Source organism: Pseudomonas sp. LRF_L74, assembly GCF_965644255.1.
GTDB lineage: Bacteria > Pseudomonadota > Gammaproteobacteria > Pseudomonadales > Pseudomonadaceae > Aquipseudomonas.
The window spans coordinates 137,706-155,668 of record NZ_CBFFRH010000007.1 but is presented as its reverse complement, the minus strand read 5'-3'; the positions used below and the strand labels follow the sequence as shown (position 1 = coordinate 155,668).

Sequence of the window (17,963 nt, the reverse complement as noted above, 5' to 3'; positions counted from 1 at the left end):
ACGCGAAGCTTGTCCACCATCGGAGCCGGTTATCTGCTCACTCCCCGTAATCCCCCTCATCCGGATCAACACACCAATCCTCCGGATAAACACCCATCGCCACCACCCGATGAAAACTCGAATACGGCCAATCCGCCAACCGTTCGACAAGCCCATGTTTCAACGGGTTGATATGGATGTAATCGAAGTGGTTCTGGTAGTCCCGTTCATCACGGATCAAGTGCTCCCAATAACGCTTTTGCCAGATACCACGCTCACGTCGGCGCTGTTGGTTGGCGGTACGTGTTTCAACGATGGGCAGGCGCTTGGAGAAGGCGGATTTGATTATATTCCAGCGCAATGCAAAGTCGGCGTCGCCCGGCGGTAACGTCCACATGCAATGCATATGCTCGGGCAGCACCACCCAGGCGTCGATATGAAAGGGGTGTCGAGCGCGCGTAGCGCGTACCGTCTCACGCAGCAGATCGATTTCGCGGATCAACAGATCGCTCGAGCGATCACGCAAATTGACGGTGAAGAAATAAGTAGCGCCCGGAACACGGGCGCGACGGTAATCGGGCATGGCGGCTCATCCTTGAGCATCTTCGTTGCCTGAACCATGGTGGACAAGCTTCGCGTTGTCCACCCTACGCGGTAGCTCCAAACCCGCACGATATCCCGTAGGGTGGATGACGCTTTTTTCATCCACCGTTGGCGGTGTTGTCCGGGCTACTTGCTAAATCGCTATCTCTCGATAGTCAGCGCGTCCATGCGCCTCCACAAGCCATCAATCCCAGCTCAGCGCCCCACCAGTCTGATACTCGATAACCCGGGTCTCGAAGAAGTTCTTCTCTTTCTTCAGGTCCATGATCTCGCTCATCCAGGGGAATGGGTTGGCGGTGCCTGGGTATTCTTCCTTCAGGCCGATCTGGGTCAGGCGGCGGTTGGCGATGAATTTGAGGTAGTCCTCCATCATCGCCGCGTTCATGCCGAGGACGCCGCGGGGCATGGTGTCGCGGGCGTATTCGATTTCCAGTTGGGTGCCCTGGAGAATCATCTGGGTCGCCTCGTCCTTCATGGTGGCGTCCCACAGGTGCGGGTTCTCGATCTTGATCTGGTTGATCACGTCGATGCCGAAGTTCAGGTGCATGGATTCGTCGCGCAGGATGTACTGGAACTGCTCGGCGGTGCCGGTCATCTTGTTGCGGCGGCCCATGGAAAGGATCTGGGTGAAGCCGCAGTAGAAGAAGATGCCTTCCAGCACGCAGTAGTAGGCGATCAGGTTGCGCAGGAACTGGCGGTCGGTTTCCGGGGTGCCGGTCTTGAATTCCGGGTCGGAGATCGAGCGGGTGTACTTGAGGCCCCAGGAGGCCTTTTTCGCGACGCTCGGGATCTCGTGGTACATGTTGAAGATCTCGCCTTCGTCCATGCCCAGCGACTCGATGCAGTACTGGTAGGCGTGGGTGTGGATCGCTTCCTCGAAGGCCTGGCGCAGGATGTACTGGCGGCACTCGGGGTTGGTGATCAGGCGGTACACGGCCAGCACCAGGTTGTTGGCGACCAGGCTGTCGGCGGTGGAGAAGAAGCCCAGGTTGCGCATGACGATGCGACGCTCGTCTTCGCTGAGACCGTCGGTGGATTTCCACAGGGCGATGTCGGCGTTCATGTTCACTTCCTGCGGCATCCAGTGGTTGGCGCAACCATCCAGATACTTCTGCCAGGCCCAGTCGTACTTGAAGGGGACGAGCTGGTTGAGGTCGGCGCGGGCGTTGATCATCTGCTTGTCGCCGACCTGCACGCGGGCCGCGGAGCCTTCCAGGTCGTCCAGGCCTTCCTGGATGTCCAGCTCGTCCAGCGAGCGCTTGGCGCGGGCGACGGCCTCGGAATCACTGGCATCGACCGCACGGGCCTCTTCCACTGAGCCGGCGGCTTCGCTGTCGAGCTTGTCGAAGTCGGCAGCGGCGTGGGCGTGTTGCGCGTTGCCCGGTTTTGCCGGTGCGGCGCCTTCTTCTGGTTTATCGAATTCGTCCCAGCTCAGCATGGGGTTTCCTCCTGCTTGCGGCCGTGCGCCGATGGCGGGGGCCTGTGTGAGTTTCCAGTCGGTTCGTTGCTTTGCACGCAAAGGCAATGACTGACTTTTGGTTTTGATCCGCGCGGCGGTGAGTTGCCGGGCTGGTGAATGGTTCGTGGGGATTTGTGCGGCTCCCGGACCGTGTGCTCGTAGGGCGTATGTGCCGCGTGCTGTTACTGCGCAATACAGAACAGGCCCTGGGTTCGCGTTTGTAGCCAAGCTTTTGGGGTTTGGGTCGAGAGTCTGGATTCCCGCCTGCGCGGGAATGACGAGATATCCCCCGTCATCCCCGCGTAGGCGGGGATCCAGAGTCCCGGCGACTACCTTACTGGCAAGCCTCGCAATCCGGCTCGTCGATGGCGCAGGCTTTTGGCACGGGCGCCGGACCGGCTGTCGGCAGGCTGCTCGAATCCGCCGGAGCGGCCTGCAGGCCTTCCTTGTCGCCACCGCTCGACACGGCGTTGAGCTTGCCGGTGTTGATGGTGGACTTCTCGGTGCTGGTCGCGGCCAGGGCACGGAGGTAGTAGGTGGTTTTCAGGCCACGGTACCAGGCCATGCGGTAGGTCACGTCGAGCTTCTTGCCCGAGGCGCCGGCGATGTACAGGTTCAGCGACTGCGCCTGGTCGATCCACTTCTGGCGACGGCTGGCGGCATCGACGATCCACTTGGTCTCGACTTCGAACGCGGTGGCGTACAGGTCTTTCAGGTCTTGCGGGATGCGCTCGATCTGCTGCACGGAGCCGTCGTAGTACTTCAGGTCGTTGACCATGACCGGGTCCCACAGGCCGCGGGACTTGAGGTCGCGTACCAGGTAGGGGTTGATCACGGTGAATTCGCCGGAGAGGTTCGATTTCACGTAGAGGTTCTGGTAGGTCGGCTCGATGGACTGCGATACGCCGGTGATGTTGGCGATGGTCGCGGTCGGTGCGATGGCCATGATGTTCGAGTTGCGGATGCCTTTCTGCACGCGCTCGCGCACCGGTGCCCAGTCCAGGGACTCGCTGAGGTCGACGTCGATGTACTTCTGGCCACGGGCTTCGATGAGGATCTGCTGGGAGTCCAGCGGCAGGATGCCTTTGCTCCACAGCGAACCGGCGAAGGTCTCGTAGGCGCCACGCTCGTCGGCCAGGTCGCAGGAAGCCTGGATCGCGTAGTAGCTGATGGCTTCCATCGACTTGTCGGCGAACTCGACGGCCGCGTCGGAACCGTAGGCGATGTGCTGCAGGTACAGCGCGTCCTGGAAGCCCATGATGCCCAGGCCGACCGGACGGTGCTTGAAGTTGGAGTTCTTCGCCTGCGGCACCGAGTAGTAGTTGATGTCGATGACGTTATCGAGCATGCGTACCGCGGTCTTCACGGTCTTCTCGACCTTGGCCAGGTCCAGCTTGCCATCGACGATGTGGTTGACCAGGTTCACCGAACCCAGGTTGCACACGGCGATCTCGTCCTTGTTGGTGTTCAGGGTGATCTCGGTGCACAGGTTCGAGCTGTGCACCACGCCCACGTGCTGCTGCGGGCTGCGCAGGTTGCACGGGTCCTTGAAGGTCAGCCATGGGTGGCCGGTCTCGAACAGCATCGAGAGCATCTTGCGCCACAGGTCCTTGGCCTGGATGGTCTTGAACAGCTTGACCTTGCCTGGGTACTCGGTGAGGGCTTCGTAGTACTCGTAGCGCTCTTCGAAGGCCTTGCCGGTCAGGTCGTGCAGGTCCGGGACTTCGCTCGGCGAGAACAGGGTCCACTTGCCGTCGTCGAACACGCGCTTCATGAACAGGTCCGGAATCCAGTTCGCGGTGTTCATGTCGTGGGTGCGGCGGCGGTCGTCACCGGTGTTCTTGCGCAGTTCGAGGAATTCCTCGATGTCCATGTGCCAGGTTTCCAGGTAGGCGCAGACCGCGCCCTTGCGCTTGCCGCCCTGGTTCACGGCGACGGCGGTGTCGTTGACCACTTTCAGGAATGGCACGACGCCCTGGGACTTGCCGTTGGTGCCCTTGATGTAGGAGCCCAGCGCGCGCACCGGGGTCCAGTCGTTGCCCAGGCCACCGGCGAATTTGGACAGCAGGGCGTTGTCGCGGATGGCGTCGTAGATGCCGCCCAGGTCGTCCGGCACGGTGGTCAGGTAGCAGCTGGACAGCTGCGGACGCAGGGTACCGGCGTTGAACAGGGTCGGGGTCGAGGCCATGTAGTCGAAGGACGACAGCAGGTTGTAGAACTCGATGGCGCGCTCTTCCTTCTGCTTCTCCTCGATGGCCAGGCCCATGGCCACGCGCATGAAGAACACTTGCGGCAGTTCGAAGCGGATGCCGTCCTTGTGGATGAAGTAGCGGTCGTACAGGGTTTGCAGGCCCAGGTAGGTGAACTGCTGGTCACGCTCGTGGTTGATCGCCTTGCCGAGCTTGGCCAGGTCGTAGTCCTTGAGCTTGGCGTCGAGCAGTTCGAACTCCACGCCTGCCTCGATGTAGGCCGGCAGGGCCTTGGCGTACAGCTCGGCCATCTCGTGGTGGGTGGCGCTGGCGGCGACGTTGAGGAAGCCCAGGCCCTCGGCGCGGATGTTGTCCATCAGCAGGCGGGCGGTGACGTAGGAGTAGTTCGGCTCGCGCTCGACCAGGGTCCGGGCGGTCATCACCAGGGCGGTGTTGACGTCCTTCTCGGCGACGCCGTCGTACAGGTTCTTCAGGGTTTCGCGTTCGATCAGGCTGCCATCGACTTCGGCCAGGCCTTCGCAGGCTTCGCGGATGATGGTCTGCAGGCGACCCATGTCCAGCGGCTGCTGGCTGCCGTCGGCCTTGGTCACGCGGATGCTCGGGTGCGGCTGGGCGATTTCCGCGCTGTTTTCCTGCTTGCGCTTGGCGGTCTGGGCTTCGCGGTAGATCACGTAGTCGCGGGCGACTTTCTGCTCGCCGGCACGCATCAGGGCCAGTTCGACCTGGTCCTGGATCTCTTCGATGTGGATGGTGCCGCCCGACGGCATGCGCCGCTTGAAGGTGGCGGTGACCTGTTCGGTCAGGCGCGCGACGGTGTCGTGGATACGCGACGAGGCGGCGGCGGTGCCGCCTTCAACTGCGAGGAACGCCTTGGTGATGGCGACGGTGATCTTGTCGTCGGTGTAGGGCACGACAGTACCGTTGCGCTTGATCACGCGCAGTTGGCCGGGAGCCGTGGCACTCAGATTCTGCTGCGCATCTGTGGCCTGCGGCACCGCTGCCTGCGGGTTCTCGCGAGTTGTGTCGGTATGCATGGGGATGGGATCTCCGTGTTCTTTATCTATAGAAAGTCGGACGCTTGAGCGGTTGAGTGCCGCGGCGAACCACCGTTCATTCCATTTCAACAACGTCGGACACGCACAATGGCTTGGCCGGGACTCGTGAACAAGGCAGGGAAGGACGACGGTGGCCTGCTTCCCTGGCGCTTTTAAAGTCTTGTGCCACGCATTGGCGCGGCACCACTAGATGTTGTGTTGTCTGTGAGGATGCTCTGTCCGTGTGGCGTCTGTGGCATCCCGCTGGAACGAAGGGCGCCGCAGCACCTTTTTCCGTTTCATTCCTGCACTTTTTTAGCCCTACGGGTGGACTGTTTCGGTGCAAGTATGCTTGTGTCTCTTTTCGCTGAAACCCCAACATGTTGGGGTTTGTCGCAATGGGAATACAAGATAGTGCGATGGTGAGGAGATGGCAAGGCCTTCGCTCTGTGGATAAATCTGTGGGTTATCTTGGGGTAAGAGGCCATAAGCCGCATGGTAGCTGGATGTGGCCGCGAGCTACCGTTTGTCGATGATGAATAGGTTTTTTTACCATCGCGTGAAAGTTTTCAGTGGTTCACAAAAACACAATATGTAGGGTTTTATTCCAGCGCCGAAGACCTGATTGGCCGCTGTTTTGTCAAGACCCCCGGATGCGTTGTCGCTGCCGGCGATTGCTACAATGCGCGTCTTTGCCCGACCTCGCGAGGAGGCTCCGTGGATCAGCCAGCCTGGAATGTGCTCATCGTCGAGGATGATCGGCGACTGGCCGAATTGACCTGCGAATACCTGCAAGGCAATGGCCTCGTCGTTAGCATCGAGGCGGACGGCGGCGTGGCGGCGGCGCGCATCATAAGGGAGCAGCCGGACCTGGTGGTGCTCGACCTGATGCTGCCGGGCGAGGATGGCCTGAGTATCTGCCGCAAGGTGCGCGAGCACTATGCCGGGCCGATCCTCATGCTCACCGCGCGCACCGACGACATGGATGAAATCCTCGGCCTGGAAATGGGCGCCGACGACTATGTCTGCAAGCCGGTGCGGCCACGCGTGCTGCTGGCGCGCATCCGTGCGCTGCTGCGCCGGCGTGAAGCGGGAGCCGAGGTGGCCGTTGCGCCAGGCGCCAGGCGCCTGACCTTCGGCAAGCTGGTGATGGACAGTGCCATGCGCGAGGTGTGGCTGAGCGGGCGGCCGATCGAGCTGACCGGCGCCGAGTTCGACCTGCTCTGGCTGCTGGCGGCCAATGCCGGGCGCATTCTTTCGCGGGAGGAAATCTTCAACCTGCTGCGGGGGATCGAGTACGACGGCCAGGACCGTTCCATCGACGTACGTATTTCGCGCATCCGGCCCAAGCTCGGCGACGATCTGGAGCACCCGCGGGTGATCAAGACCATTCGCAGCAAGGGTTACCTGTTCGTCGGCGAGGCGGCCGTGGAGCTGGCGTGAAGTGAATTCGATCTTCCTGCGTATCTATGGCGGTATCGTTGCCGTCCTGCTGCTGGTGGCGCTGCTTGGCGCGGCGGCTGTACGCCTGACCAACGAGGTGCGCAGCGACCAGTACCGTGAGCAACTGGCGCGTGGCACGTTTCGCCTGATGTCGGACAACCTGGCGCGTATGGAGCCGATCGACCGTCAGCGCGCCCTGGCCACCTGGGGGCGCCTGCTCGGTGTGCCGCTGGCGTTGCGCAGCCTTGCCGATGAACCGTTGGACAATCGCGCGCGCAGCCGCATCCTGCGCGGCCAGGTGCTGGTCGAGCAGACCGGCCCGCACGCGGTGAAGGTCTACAGCGTCGTCGATGTCGAAGCACGGCGGGTGCTGACCGCCGAGGTCGAGCAGATCAGCGAGCAGTTGGCACGGGCCACGGTGTTCCTGCTGATGGACGAACTGGTGCGTTATCCGGTTATCGAGCAACCGCATCGTCTGGCCGAGATCAGGCAAGCCAAGCAGTTCGGTTTCGACCTGCGCCTGGTGACCCTGGAAAAGGTCGATCTCGACGACGACCAGCGCCGCCGGGTGGAAGAGGGCGATACGGTGCTGGCGTTCGGCAAGGACGGCAATTCGATCCGCGTGATTGCCGGCATGGTCGGCACGCCCTGGGTGCTGGAGGCGGGGCCGATCGACCAGATGAATCCCTATCCGCCTGAGCTGCTGATCCTGGTCAGCCTGCTCGGCCTGAGCCTGACCGGGTTGATCCTCTATCTATTGGTACGCCGGCTGGAGCGGCGCCTGCAGGGCCTGGAGCAGGCGGCGAGCCTGTTGGCCAGCGGGCATCTGGATACCCGCGTGCCTGGCGCGGGCGTCGATTCGGTGGGGCGCCTGGCTGCGGCGTTCAACAGCATGGCCGAGCGCTTGCAGAACCTGCTTGGCATGCAGCGCGAACTGGTGCGCGCGGTGTCCCATGAATTGCGCACGCCAGTCGCCCGCCTGCGCTTCGGCCTGGAAATGATCGGCGATGCCGAGACCGAGCAGGCGCGGCGCAAATATATGGAGGGCATGGACAGCGATATCCAGGACCTCGACGGGCTGGTCGACGAGATGCTGGTGTATGCGCGTCTGGAACAGGGCTCGCCAGCGCTGAATTACCAGCGCGTCGACTTGCACGCGATGATCGAGCGCCTGATCGCGGAGCTGGCGCCGCTGAAGGCTTCGGTTCGGGTCGAGCTGGGGCCTTCGCGTAATGCGCCAGGTAACGAGGGCGCCTGGCTGGAGGCCGAGCCGCGTTACCTGCAACGTGCCTTGCAGAACCTGCTGAGCAACGCCATGCGCCATGCCGAATCACGGGTGCGGATCAGCTACCGCTTCGGTCATCGCCGTTGTCGCCTGGATGTCGAGGACGACGGGCCGGGCATTCCCGAGGAAGCCTGGGAGCGCGTGTTCGCGCCATTCCTGCGCCTGGATGACAGCCGCACCCGGGCCTCTGGCGGGCACGGCCTGGGGCTGTCCATCGTGCGCCGGATCATCCACTGGCATGCCGGTCACGCCCATATCGGTCGCAGCGTCGATCTGGGCGGCGCCCATTTCAGCCTGATCTGGCCGCGCCAGCAGGACGAGGCTACGCAAGGCAAGCGATGAAGAATCACGACGCAACTCTGGTTTGCTTTGCCGGTCCATGCCGTTATCGTTGCGCTTTTCCGTCTGACTAGACTGTGCCAATGACCAAGCTGTACACCTTCCTCATCGCTGCCTGTTGCGCCCTGCCGGTGCACGCCGACTGGTACCTGGACAACGAGTCCTCGCGCCTGACCTTCATTTCCACCAAGGCCGGCAATCAGTCGGAAGTCGCCCGTTTCCTGACCTTGCACGGACAGATCGACGAGCAAGGCCAGGCCCGCCTGCGCATCGAACTGGACTCGGTCAGCACGGGCATTCCGTTGCGCGACGAGCGCCTGCGTGAGCAGTTGTTCGAGGTCAGCGCCTTCCCCGAAGCGCTGGTGATGGCGACCATCCGCCTGGCGCCGATCACCGACCTGGCGCCGGGCGCCCAGGTGGAACTGCGCCTGCCGATCCAGGTGCAGATCCACGGTCGCAAGCACGGCTACATGGCTGATCTGCTGGCCACGCGCCTGGACGACAATCGCTTCCAGGTGGTGACCCTGGCGCCACTGGTGCTGAACGTCGCCGACTTCGGCCTGGGCGAAAGCGTCGAGGCCATGCGCAAGGCCTCACGGATTTCCTCGATCAACCCATCGGTGCCGGTTGGCGCCGTGATGATCTTCACCAGCCGATGAGCGGCGCCGTCTTCCCCTGGAAGTCGGGCAATCGTTTCGACCTGCTGGTCGACGGCAACAGTTTTTATCCACAGATGCTCCAGGCCATCGCCGAGGCGCGGCACTGCGTGGCGCTGGAGCTGTATCTGGTCGAGGATGGCCGCTGCAGCGAGATGCTCATCGCCGCGCTGGAAGAAGCGGCAGGGCGCGGTCTGGCAGTGCGCTGCCTGTTCGATGGCTTCGGCAGCCTGGGCCTGGGCAGTGCGCTGCGCAAGCGCATGGCCGATGCCGGCATCGAACTGCGCCTGTACAACCCGATTCGCTTGCGCCGCTGGCTGCGCAACCTGTACCGCGACCATCGCAAGATCATGGTCATCGACGAACACCTGGCGTTCATTGGCGGTGCGGGCTCCACTGACGAGTTCTGGAGCCCGGAGCGACCGCAAAGCGACTGGCATGAGGTGATGGCGCGGGTCCAGGGGCCGCTGGTGCAGCATTGGCGGCTGCTGTTCGACTACCAGTGGAGGGCCAGCCGCGAGCGCCTGCCCTGGAAACCGCAGCACGAGCCAGGCCAGGCACGTCTGCCGAGCAGCCCGGCGATCGGCCAGGGCATGGGCCGCCTGGCCTATGCCAATGCCCGGCAGCACTTCGATATCGTCCAGTCGCTGCTGCGCAGCATCCGCCAGGCCAAGCAGCGGGTGTGGCTGGCCACGCCGTATTTCTTGCCGAGCTGGAAGGTCCGCCGCGCGTTGATCCGTGCCGCGCGGCGAGGCGTCGAGGTGAAGCTGCTGCTCACTGGCCGCCGCACCGATCATCCACCGGTGCGTTACGCCGGCCAGCGCTACTACCCACGGTTGTTGCGCGCCGGCGTGCGCATCTACGAATACCAGCCGCGTTTCCTGCACTTGAAAATGGTCCTGGTGGACGATTGGGTCAGCGTCGGCTCATGCAACTTCGACCACTGGAACCTGCGCTTCAACCTGGAAGCCAACCTGGAAACCCTGGATCGTCCCTTCACCGCGGCGGTCGCCGCATGCTTCGAGCGCGACTTTGCCGACGCCATGGAGATAACCCTGGAGGACTGGCAGAGCCAACCGCTGTTCAAGCGTTTCAAGCAGCGGCTGTGGGGTTGGCTGGACCGGGTCGTGGTCAATCTGTTGGATAGGCGGCGGTAGGGGCGGGTTTCGAGAGGACCAAAGGCCGGGCGCAGGACGAAAGTGCCTGTGGGCAGGTTCGTTTGGTACGAATGAAGGTTTTTCCTCGGCTATGTGAAAGTCTTGAGGGCGAAAACGTGCTGGCATGTTGAGTTTCAGATGTCCTCAACTCGCCACTTCGATCCTGTCCCGGCCATTCTGCTTGGCGTGGTAGAGCGCGGCGTCGGCGTTGCGCAGGGTATCGTCCAGCGAGGCGCCGGCTATGCAGATGGTAAGGCCGGCGCTGAAGCTGATACGGCGGTCGGCCTGGATTCCGTCGATCGGGGTTTCCAACAGCGTCAGGCGGATGCGTGTCAGCAGTTGCAGGGCATCGTCAGGGCGGCAGTCCGGCAGGAGGAAGACGAACTCCTCTCCGCCGAAGCGGGCGAAGATGTCCGTGGCGCGCGCGTGTTGGCGACAGATCCGGGTGAACGTGACCAGAACGTCGTCACCGACCGCATGGCCATATTGGTCGTTGATCTGCTTGAAATGATCCAGGTCCAGCGCCGCCAGGCACAGGTCCACGGGCTGGCGGCTGGCGCGCTGCTGTTCCTGCCGATAGCGTTCGTCGAAAGCCCGTCGGTTGAGTGCGCCAGTCAGAGGGTCAGTGCTGGCCAGCCTCGCCAGTTGCGCTTCCATGGCTTTTTGTCGGGAAACATCGCGGATCTCCACGAGGTCGTGGTCTTCGTCGAGGGCCCGCAAGGTCACTTCGCTCTGGAAGCTGCCCTGGTCGACGCGGATGGCGATGAGGTTGAGCGGGGCTTCTTCGCCCAGTTGCCGCAAGAGCTGGGGATCGGTGTCCTGATGAAACAGTTCGCTGAAAAGACGCCCGTGCAGGGCGTTGGATCGGCAACCGAAGAGTTCGTCCAATTTGGGGTTGCTGTCGGCGATGCGCCCGTTATGGACCAGCAGGGTGGCGGCGCTGCTGATGCGCATCAATTGCTCGAAGCGCATCAGATTGGCCCGGGCCTGCGTCGCATGCTTGCGGCTTTCCGCCAGGGTGCGGTGCAGGCTCATGGCCGTCAGCGCGACCAGGGCGATGACCAGGAAAGGCAGGCCGCTGTAGAACGACAGCAGCGGGATCGAATCGGCTTCTTGGAAGACCGGGAGGCTGCCAGACCAGGCATGGCCCAGACCCAGTAGCAGCCGGATCAGATGACTCAGGGCATAGGCGGCCAACGAGCAGATGATGAAGATACGAACCGCACGGGCGTGCTCCTGGCCACGCAAGCCCTTGATGGTGCTCAGCGCCAGGCCGATCACCAGCAGGCAGTAGGCGGCGTCCGCCAGCGCTTGGGGCAGATGATCGTGCCCGCGCAGCACATCGACCAGCAGCATCGGCACGGTACTGGCCGGGATGATCCAGAGCGGCAAGGGCTGGCCAAGAAATCTGTAGATGCCGAGCATCATGAATGCCTGGGCGCCGATCAGCAGCAGGTCGGTCAGCCAGAAGATCTGCAGGCTGTCATTGACATGGTCGATGGCGAACAACACGTAGCTGATCGCCAGCAACCAACAGCAGGTGGCCCAGTAGCCGGGGCCGCGTGAGGGACGGCAGAAATACAGGATGCTGGTGCTGGCGACCGCGCAGGCGAGCAGTTGGCTGACGCCCAGCAGCGTGGGGGACGCATAGAGCAGTTCGTGCAGGATCGACACGTCGGGGCCCCCTTGCGTTCGCCGGCCAGCGCTGATGAGGTTATGCGGCCAGACCGCGAAAGCCTGGCCGCTGGGCGCCTGGCCAGTATAGGTCAGGCATGGCGTGCAAGCTTCAGGGGGAAAGAGCCGTGGCCCGCTGAGTTGCTTTGCGGAGTATCAGTGGCTGCTTGTGCCTCGAAGCGGTCCGTTTCTAACGCTGCTGCACCTGCCCGCTTGCATCGACCATCCAGGCTGGTTCGCCTGCGGCCAGGCGGATGCCGCCTACCCAGCGTTCGGCGGGGGACTGGTCGAGCCAATGGGCTTGTCCCGCCATGACCCGTTCACCGAGATCGCTCAGGCGCAGCGTGCGTTGCGCCCAGTTCGCCCCTTCACCCTCGATGAGCAATGGATGGGAAGCCTCGATCAGCGGACGGATCAGGGCATGGAACATCAGGTCGCCGAGGTAGGGAAGCGGGTCTGCGACTGCCATCAGATGGGCGAATACCTTGCCAGCGGTTTGCTCGCCCTGTTCGGCCAGGGTGCGCAAGGTCATGCGTTCGGTCAGGCTGAGTCCGTCGTCCACGCCGGGCAGTTCCTGCAACTGCCTGGCCAGTGCCGGGGCAAGCAGTGGCAAGGCCGGGTGCTGCTGTTGCGCCAGTTGCGCCCATCGCCGCGGATCACTGCTGGTGTAGGCATGCCATGCCTCGCGCGCGACAACCTGCGCCTCCTCGGCCAGGGGGCGGCGCTGCGGCCAGAGCCAGGCCAGCACGTCGGGAGCCAGTTGGCCGATACCGATGAAGCGCGCGACGCCAGGTACGCTGGCCACCTCGATCAACTCCAGGCGCCGTGGCAGCTCGCGCAGCCCGGCCAGCAGGCGGATCAGGAACAACTGGTCATAGGCATCGGCTTCGCACCACAGCACGACTTCATGCTGTGTATCGATGGCGTTCAAGGCGCCATATTCAGTCGCGAGACGGCCGTGCGAATCGGCCGGCACGAGGTTGAATGCCTTGGCCAGGAACGGTCCGCGCAGGGCCATGTAGTCGGCCAGTGGCACATCGCGGACCGGTCCCATGGTCAAGGGATCGGCAAGCATGTGGAAGGCGCCCTTGAAACCAGCGGTGCGCAGGCTGTGTTCGATATCGTTGCCGCAGCGCCAGTGTTGCACGCCGGCCTCATGGGCGGCGCTGAAGCCGGGATGGCGTGCGGCGAAGGCGATGGCGTCGACATGGGCCTTGAGCTTGGGCCAACTGGCGAAGCCGGCTTCGCGGGCGACCAGCCATTGGCTGTCGGCCAACTGGAAGTCCGGGCCGGGGCGGCCGAGGGTGAACAACTGTGCACGCTGTTCGGCGGCCTGGCCCAGGCGCAGGGCCTTGAGCAGGTGCTTGGCGCGTTGGCGCAGGAAGGACAGGTCCGCAAGACCATCGGAACGGGAAACGGCAGGCATGCCAACTCCTTGTCGGGCCATGTCCGCCTGGGGCCGGAGTCGGTTGTGGCCTGTTCACGAAAGCGTGTGAACAGGTCCTTGGCGATATGCAGTGGCCGTGGTCAACCCTTCGCGCGGACCGCAGGCGTGGCGAGCGCCCAGGCGGCGGACTATAGCGAGCGGCGTGCTGTAGGGCAAACCATGCGCTTGCCCTACAGCACGTAAAACATGATCGCCACGAAATGCAGCAGGCTGCCGGCGATGACGAACAGGTGCCAGATACCGTGCCAGTGGCGGAAGCGCTGGTCGAAGGCGAAGAAGATGATGCCCACGGTGTACAGCACGCCACCCGTTGCGAGCCAGGCGAAACCGGCGGTGCCCAGGGCGGCGAGCAGTGGCTTGACGGCGATCAGCACGATCCAGCCCATCACCGCATAGATGACGATGGACAGCACGCGGGCTTCGGAGCGCGGCTTGATCTCCTGCAGCATGCCGACCAGGGCCAGGCCCCAGACGATGCCGAACAGGGTCCAGCCCCATGGCCCGCGCAGGCTGACCAGGCAGAAGGGCGTGTAGCTGCCGGCGATCAGCAGGTAGATCGACAGGTGATCGAGCTTGCGCATGATCCGCTTCGTGCGGCCGCGCAGGCTGTGGTAGAGGGTGGAGATGCTGTAGAGCAGCACCAGGGCGACGCCGTAGACCGAGACGCTGACGATCTTCCAGGGGCTGCCGTCCAGGCTCGACAGGACGATCAGCCAGATGGCGCCGACAGCGGCCAGGAGCGCGCCGACCAGGTGGGTCCAGGCGTTGAGTCGTTCCCCGTGGTACATGGTTGAACGTTGCCTCCGCGAGGTGTGGGGATGCCACCTTAGCAGGCCAGGCGCGGGGGTATGCAAGAGCCAGGCATGTCTCTGTGCGGCAATCGACCACGCCATTGCGCTTCAACCCAGGTCCTGAGCGGTGCTACAGTCTGGCGCCATGAACATCGCCCGTCACGACCGAACGCTGATTGCCTGGACGCTGTATGCCTGTGTCCTGTTCAGTTTGTTCGCCTGCGGTATTCACCATGGGCAGATGAGTGGCTTGGCCCTGAGTGGCCTGGGCAGTGGTTTCTGCTCGGAAAGCCGCGACGGTGCGGCCAGCCATGACCTGGGTGACGGGCAGCACGATGCCCAGTTCGACGCCATGTCCTGCCCACTGTGCTCGTCGTCCGGCCTGGCCGCTGCCCTGGGCTCGGCGCCATTGCTGGCCGCCTTGCCGGCCGACGCCTCCAGTGCCCCGCTGGAACTGCCCAACCGCGCGCAACCGCCGCCCCGCGAAGCCTGGCCTTCGCTCAATCCCCGCGCGTCTCCCCGCCTCGACGCCTGATTCGTCTCGTGCGCTCGCTGGCTGCCTCAGCGCCGGCAAATGCCTGCTGTAATTGTGAACGCTTGAGTGCCGCCACGGTGTGATCGCCGTGTCCGTACCTGTCCGAAATTCGATCCTCGCAAGGAAATCACCATGAAACTGCGTCATCTCTTCGTCGTTGCCTCGCTGCTTTGCCCGTTGGCTGCGAGTGCCCACGAGTACGATGCCGGCAACCTGCACATCGACCATCCCTGGTCGCGCGAGCTGCCGCCCAATGCGCCGAACGTCTCGGCCTATTTCACCGTACACAACAAGGGCGACAGCGCTGACCGCCTGCTCGGCGCCGACACGCCGGTGGCGGAGAAGGCCGAGCTGCACGAACACATCCACAAGGATGGCTTGATGAAGATGCAGCATGTCCAGGCGGTCGATGTACCGGCCGGTGGCGAGGCGGTGTTCGCGCCCATGGGCTACCACGTGATGCTGTTCGGGCCGAAGCAGGCGCTGAAGGAGGGCGACCGTTTTCCGCTGACCCTGCATTTCGAGAAAGCCGGTGACGTCAAGGTCGAGGTCGCGGTGCAGAAGAACGAGCCCGAGCAGCACGAACACATGCACGCGCACTGAGTGTGTCGATGCAATCGCTGCGTACCCGTCGCCTGGCCGCCTGCCTCGGCCTGCTGGCGATGCTGCTGCTCTACGCCGCGCCCTTGTGGTCGCAGGCGCAGGCGGCTGCGCAGCGCGTCATGGCCGAAATGGATTGCCATGGCAATGGCCATGCGCAACCCGCTCCCGCCCACCTGGACGATGCCTGTGGCTATTGTTCGTTGCTGGCGGGTAGCCCGGCCCTCGGTAGCAGCCTGCCGGTGCAGGCGGACGGATCGTTATGGCTGCGCCCGCTGACAGTCTTCCTCGCGCCGCCGGCAAGCCTCTTCAAGAGCGCTCGATATGCGCTCCAGCCCCGGGCGCCACCACGACATTTCCACGCCTGATCAGTTTTCCCGACCTCCATGAGCCGATCCGACAAGGCGGCTCAGCGGCGGCACGTATCTGAATTTCGCTAGGGAATGTCCATGAATCTGCATGTTTCTGTCGGCTGCAGCCGTCTCATCGTTTCACCGTGGCAGCGCCGCTGGCAGCCTGCTTTCGCCTTGTTCGCCGGATTGACCGTGGGCACGGGAGCCCATGCCGAAGAACATGTTTACCAGCCGTTGGCCGGCGCGGTGATGCAAAGCGAACTGGAACCGACCGTGGTCACCGCCGTACAGCAGCAATCGCCGCTGACGGTGGTCACCGACCCCAAGGCGCCGCGTCAGCCGGTGCCGGCCAGCGATGGTGCCGACTACCTGAAGACCATCCCCGGGTTTTCGGCGATCCGTAACGGCGGCAGCAACGGCGACCCGGTGCTGCGCGGCATGTTCGGCTCGCGCCTGAACATCCGTACCAATGGCGGCCTGATGCTGGGTGCCTGCCCGGCCCGGATGGATGCGCCGACTTCTTATATAGCGCCGGAAACCTACGACAAGCTCACGGTGATCAAGGGGCCACAAAGCGTAATCTGGGGACCGGGCGCATCGGCCGGCACGGTGCTGTTCGAACGTGAGCCCGAGCACTTCGGCGAACTGGGCAGCCGCTTGCATGCCAGCCTGCTCGGCGGTTCCAACGGTCGCTTCGACAAGGTGATCGACGGTGCGGTCGGCGGCTCGCAAGGCTACCTGCGGCTGATCGGCAACCAGGCCCAGGCCGATGACTACGATTCGGGCAGCGGCGACGAAGTGCCGTCGCGCTGGAAGAAGTGGAATACCGACGTCGCCCTGGGCTGGACGCCGGACGAGGACACCCTGATCGAACTGACCGCTGGCCGTGGCAATGGTGAGGCGCGTTATGCCGGGCGCAGCATGGACGGTTCGCAGTTCCTGCGCGAAAGCCTGGGCCTGCGCTTCGAGAAGTCCAATCTCGGCGGTGTGCTGGATAAGCTGGAGGCGCAGGTCTACTACAACTACGCCGACCACGTGATGGACAACTTCCGCCTGCGCACGCCTGATCCGACCAGCTCGATGCCCATGCCGATGGCTGCCCAGGTCGATCGGCGCACCCTCGGTACTCGTGTTGCCGCTACCCTGCGCTGGAGCGATGTCGAACTGGTAACCGGGATCGATGCGCTGCGCAGTGAGCACCGCGCCCGTAGTTCCAGCTACTCGATGATGACTGACATCTACACCGACACGGATAAGTTCGCCTGGAGCAAGGACGCGACGATGCACAACTACGGCGTCTTCGCCGAGCTGACCTGGAACCTCGCCGAGCGCCAGCGGGTGATCGGCGGTGCACGTGTGGACCGCGCCTCGGCCAAGGACTGGCGTACCTCGATCAGCAGCATGATGGGGAGCTCACCGAACCCGACCGCTGGCGACACCCGCGCTGATACGTTGCCCAGCGGCTTCGCCCGCTACGAGTACGATCTCGCCGATTCGCCGACCACGCTCTACGCCGGGCTCGGCCATGCCCAGCGTTTTCCCGATTATTGGGAACTGTTCTCCGCCGATGACGGACCGGACGGTGCGGCCAATGCCTTCGCCGGCATCAAGCCGGAGAAAACCACGCAACTGGACTTTGGCGTGCAATACGCCAGCGATGATCTGCAGGCCTGGGCCTCGGGCTATGTCGGCCAGGTTCGCGACTACATCCTCTTCACTTACACCTCGGGTGGCATGATGGGCGACACCTCACAAGCCGAGAACATCGATGCGCGCATCATGGGCGGTGAACTGGGCACCGCCTATCGCCTGAGCGATGCCTGGAAGACCGATGCGACCCTTGCCTACGCCTGGGGCAAGAACAGTTCCGATGGCAAGGCGTTGCCGCAGATGCCGCCGCTGGAAGCTCGCCTGGGCCTGAGCTATGAGCAGGGCGACTGGAGTGCGGGTGCGCTGTGGCGCCTGGTGGCAGCGCAGAACCGGGTCGCCGAAGGGCAGGGCAACGTGGTCGGCCAGGATTTCGGCAAGAGTGCCGGTTTCGGCGTGTTCTCGCTCAATGGCGCCTATCGGATCAGCGAGCAGGTGAAAATCAGCGCAGGTGTCGACAACCTGTTCGACAAGGCGTATTCAGAGCACCTGAACCTGGCGGGTGACGCAGGTTTCGGCTTTCCTGCCGAGCCTGTGGCGATCGACGAGCCGGGGCGCACGTTGTGGACTAAAGTGGACCTGAGTTTCTGACCCTAGAACGTCCGGATTGGTTCTGGCTCTTCGTCATGCCGGCGCAACAACTGAACGCACGACGCCCGTTCATGTCGGAGAGACATGAACGGGCGTCGTCCTTATTGTCCATGCATCCATGAGGATTACGCATGAAATCATCCAGCAAAGGACTTGCCTG

The 17,963-nt window shown here is 63.5% G+C and carries 14 protein-coding genes; 8 read left to right on the top strand and 6 right to left on the bottom strand.

The genetic code is table 11. The features are described from left to right. Nucleotides 1–37: 37 nt before the first annotated feature. From ACSZPK_RS18660 to ACSZPK_RS18650, 3 genes are all read right to left on the bottom strand, one after another. Entirely contained in the window at nt 38–562 is a 525-nt protein-coding gene (locus ACSZPK_RS18660; protein WP_437883020.1) for an REP-associated tyrosine transposase, read from the bottom strand. A 204-nt stretch (nt 563–766) separates the two neighbouring features. Further along, nucleotides 767–2,020, bottom strand: a complete 1,254-nt coding sequence (locus tag ACSZPK_RS18655; RefSeq protein WP_437883019.1) for a ribonucleotide-diphosphate reductase subunit beta — start codon at nt 2,018–2,020, stop codon at nt 767–769. Between the two features lie 355 nt (nt 2,021–2,375). Then, nucleotides 2,376–5,285 (bottom strand): ribonucleoside-diphosphate reductase subunit alpha, encoded by a 2,910-nt coding sequence (locus ACSZPK_RS18650; protein WP_437883018.1) that lies wholly within the window; start codon nt 5,283–5,285, stop codon nt 2,376–2,378. A gap of 717 nt (nt 5,286–6,002) precedes the next feature. On the opposite strand from ACSZPK_RS18650, the gene ACSZPK_RS18645 reads away from it, so the two are divergent. The 4 genes from ACSZPK_RS18645 (at nt 6,003) to ACSZPK_RS18630 (ending at nt 10,165) form a co-directional block, all read left to right on the top strand. Further along, nucleotides 6,003–6,728, top strand: a complete 726-nt coding sequence (locus ACSZPK_RS18645; RefSeq protein ID WP_437883017.1) for a response regulator — start codon at nt 6,003–6,005, stop codon at nt 6,726–6,728. Nucleotide 6,729: 1 nt separating this feature from the next. Beyond that, entirely contained in the window at nt 6,730–8,355 is a 1,626-nt protein-coding gene (locus ACSZPK_RS18640) for an ATP-binding protein (protein ID WP_437883016.1), read from the top strand. A gap of 80 nt (nt 8,356–8,435) precedes the next feature. Beyond that, nucleotides 8,436–9,011 (top strand): YceI family protein, encoded by a 576-nt coding sequence (locus ACSZPK_RS18635; protein WP_437883015.1) that lies wholly within the window; start codon nt 8,436–8,438, stop codon nt 9,009–9,011. After that, nucleotides 9,008–10,165 carry a phospholipase D-like domain-containing protein gene (locus ACSZPK_RS18630; RefSeq protein ID WP_437883014.1) on the top strand — a complete coding sequence of 386 codons (1,158 nt, stop codon included), beginning with the start codon at nt 9,008–9,010 and terminating at the stop codon, nt 10,163–10,165. The genes ACSZPK_RS18635 and ACSZPK_RS18630 overlap by 4 nt, the downstream gene beginning before the upstream one ends. Nucleotides 10,166–10,309: 144 nt before the next feature. On the opposite strand, the gene ACSZPK_RS18625 is transcribed toward ACSZPK_RS18630, so the two are convergent. The 3 genes from ACSZPK_RS18625 to trhA all read right to left on the bottom strand — a co-directional run bounded on the left by ACSZPK_RS18625 (nt 10,310) and on the right by trhA (nt 14,074). Continuing rightward, nucleotides 10,310–11,839 carry a sensor domain-containing diguanylate cyclase gene (locus ACSZPK_RS18625; RefSeq protein ID WP_437883013.1) on the bottom strand — a complete coding sequence of 510 codons (1,530 nt, stop codon included), beginning with the start codon at nt 11,837–11,839 and terminating at the stop codon, nt 10,310–10,312. 190 nt (nt 11,840–12,029) lie between these two features. Then, a complete protein-coding gene (locus tag ACSZPK_RS18620) occupies nt 12,030–13,265 on the bottom strand; it encodes a DUF1835 domain-containing protein (protein WP_437883012.1) in 1,236 nt (411 codons plus the stop codon). 191 nt (nt 13,266–13,456) lie between these two features. Further along, on the bottom strand, nt 13,457–14,074 hold the full coding sequence (gene trhA / locus ACSZPK_RS18615; RefSeq protein ID WP_437883011.1) for a PAQR family membrane homeostasis protein TrhA: 618 nt from the start codon (nt 14,072–14,074) through the stop codon (nt 13,457–13,459). Nucleotides 14,075–14,222: 148 nt separating this feature from the next. On the opposite strand from trhA, the gene ACSZPK_RS18610 reads away from it, so the two are divergent. The 4 genes from ACSZPK_RS18610 to ACSZPK_RS18595 all read left to right on the top strand — a co-directional run bounded on the left by ACSZPK_RS18610 (nt 14,223) and on the right by ACSZPK_RS18595 (nt 17,803). After that, on the top strand, nt 14,223–14,612 hold the full coding sequence (locus ACSZPK_RS18610; protein WP_437883010.1) for a DUF2946 domain-containing protein: 390 nt from the start codon (nt 14,223–14,225) through the stop codon (nt 14,610–14,612). 132 nt (nt 14,613–14,744) lie between these two features. Then, nucleotides 14,745–15,215, top strand: coding sequence for a copper chaperone PCu(A)C (locus ACSZPK_RS18605; protein ID WP_437883009.1), 471 nt, complete (start codon nt 14,745–14,747; stop codon nt 15,213–15,215). An 8-nt stretch (nt 15,216–15,223) separates the two neighbouring features. Then, the gene (locus tag ACSZPK_RS18600; RefSeq protein ID WP_437883008.1) at nt 15,224–15,580 is read left to right on the top strand and encodes a DUF2946 family protein; all 357 of its coding nucleotides are present in this window, start codon (nt 15,224–15,226) and stop codon (nt 15,578–15,580) included. An 81-nt stretch (nt 15,581–15,661) separates the two neighbouring features. Further along, the gene (locus ACSZPK_RS18595; RefSeq protein WP_437883007.1) at nt 15,662–17,803 is read left to right on the top strand and encodes a TonB-dependent copper receptor; all 2,142 of its coding nucleotides are present in this window, start codon (nt 15,662–15,664) and stop codon (nt 17,801–17,803) included. Nucleotides 17,804–17,963: the final 160 nt, after the last annotated feature.

Coding starts and splice junctions, on each gene's coding strand:
- ACSZPK_RS18660 (WP_437883020.1), bottom strand. CDS start 562: ATGCCCGATTACCGTCGCGCCCGTGTTCCGGGCGCTACTTATTTCTTC.
- ACSZPK_RS18655 (WP_437883019.1), bottom strand. CDS start 2,020: ATGCTGAGCTGGGACGAATTCGATAAACCAGAAGAAGGCGCCGCACCG.
- ACSZPK_RS18650 (WP_437883018.1), bottom strand. CDS start 5,285: ATGCATACCGACACAACTCGCGAGAACCCGCAGGCAGCGGTGCCGCAG.
- ACSZPK_RS18635 (WP_437883015.1), top strand. CDS start 8,436: ATGACCAAGCTGTACACCTTCCTCATCGCTGCCTGTTGCGCCCTGCCG.
- ACSZPK_RS18630 (WP_437883014.1), top strand. CDS start 9,008: ATGAGCGGCGCCGTCTTCCCCTGGAAGTCGGGCAATCGTTTCGACCTG.
- ACSZPK_RS18620 (WP_437883012.1), bottom strand. CDS start 13,265: ATGCCTGCCGTTTCCCGTTCCGATGGTCTTGCGGACCTGTCCTTCCTG.
- trhA (WP_437883011.1), bottom strand. CDS start 14,074: ATGTACCACGGGGAACGACTCAACGCCTGGACCCACCTGGTCGGCGCG.
- ACSZPK_RS18610 (WP_437883010.1), top strand. CDS start 14,223: ATGAACATCGCCCGTCACGACCGAACGCTGATTGCCTGGACGCTGTAT.
- ACSZPK_RS18605 (WP_437883009.1), top strand. CDS start 14,745: ATGAAACTGCGTCATCTCTTCGTCGTTGCCTCGCTGCTTTGCCCGTTG.
- ACSZPK_RS18600 (WP_437883008.1), top strand. CDS start 15,224: ATGCAATCGCTGCGTACCCGTCGCCTGGCCGCCTGCCTCGGCCTGCTG.
- ACSZPK_RS18595 (WP_437883007.1), top strand. CDS start 15,662: ATGAATCTGCATGTTTCTGTCGGCTGCAGCCGTCTCATCGTTTCACCG.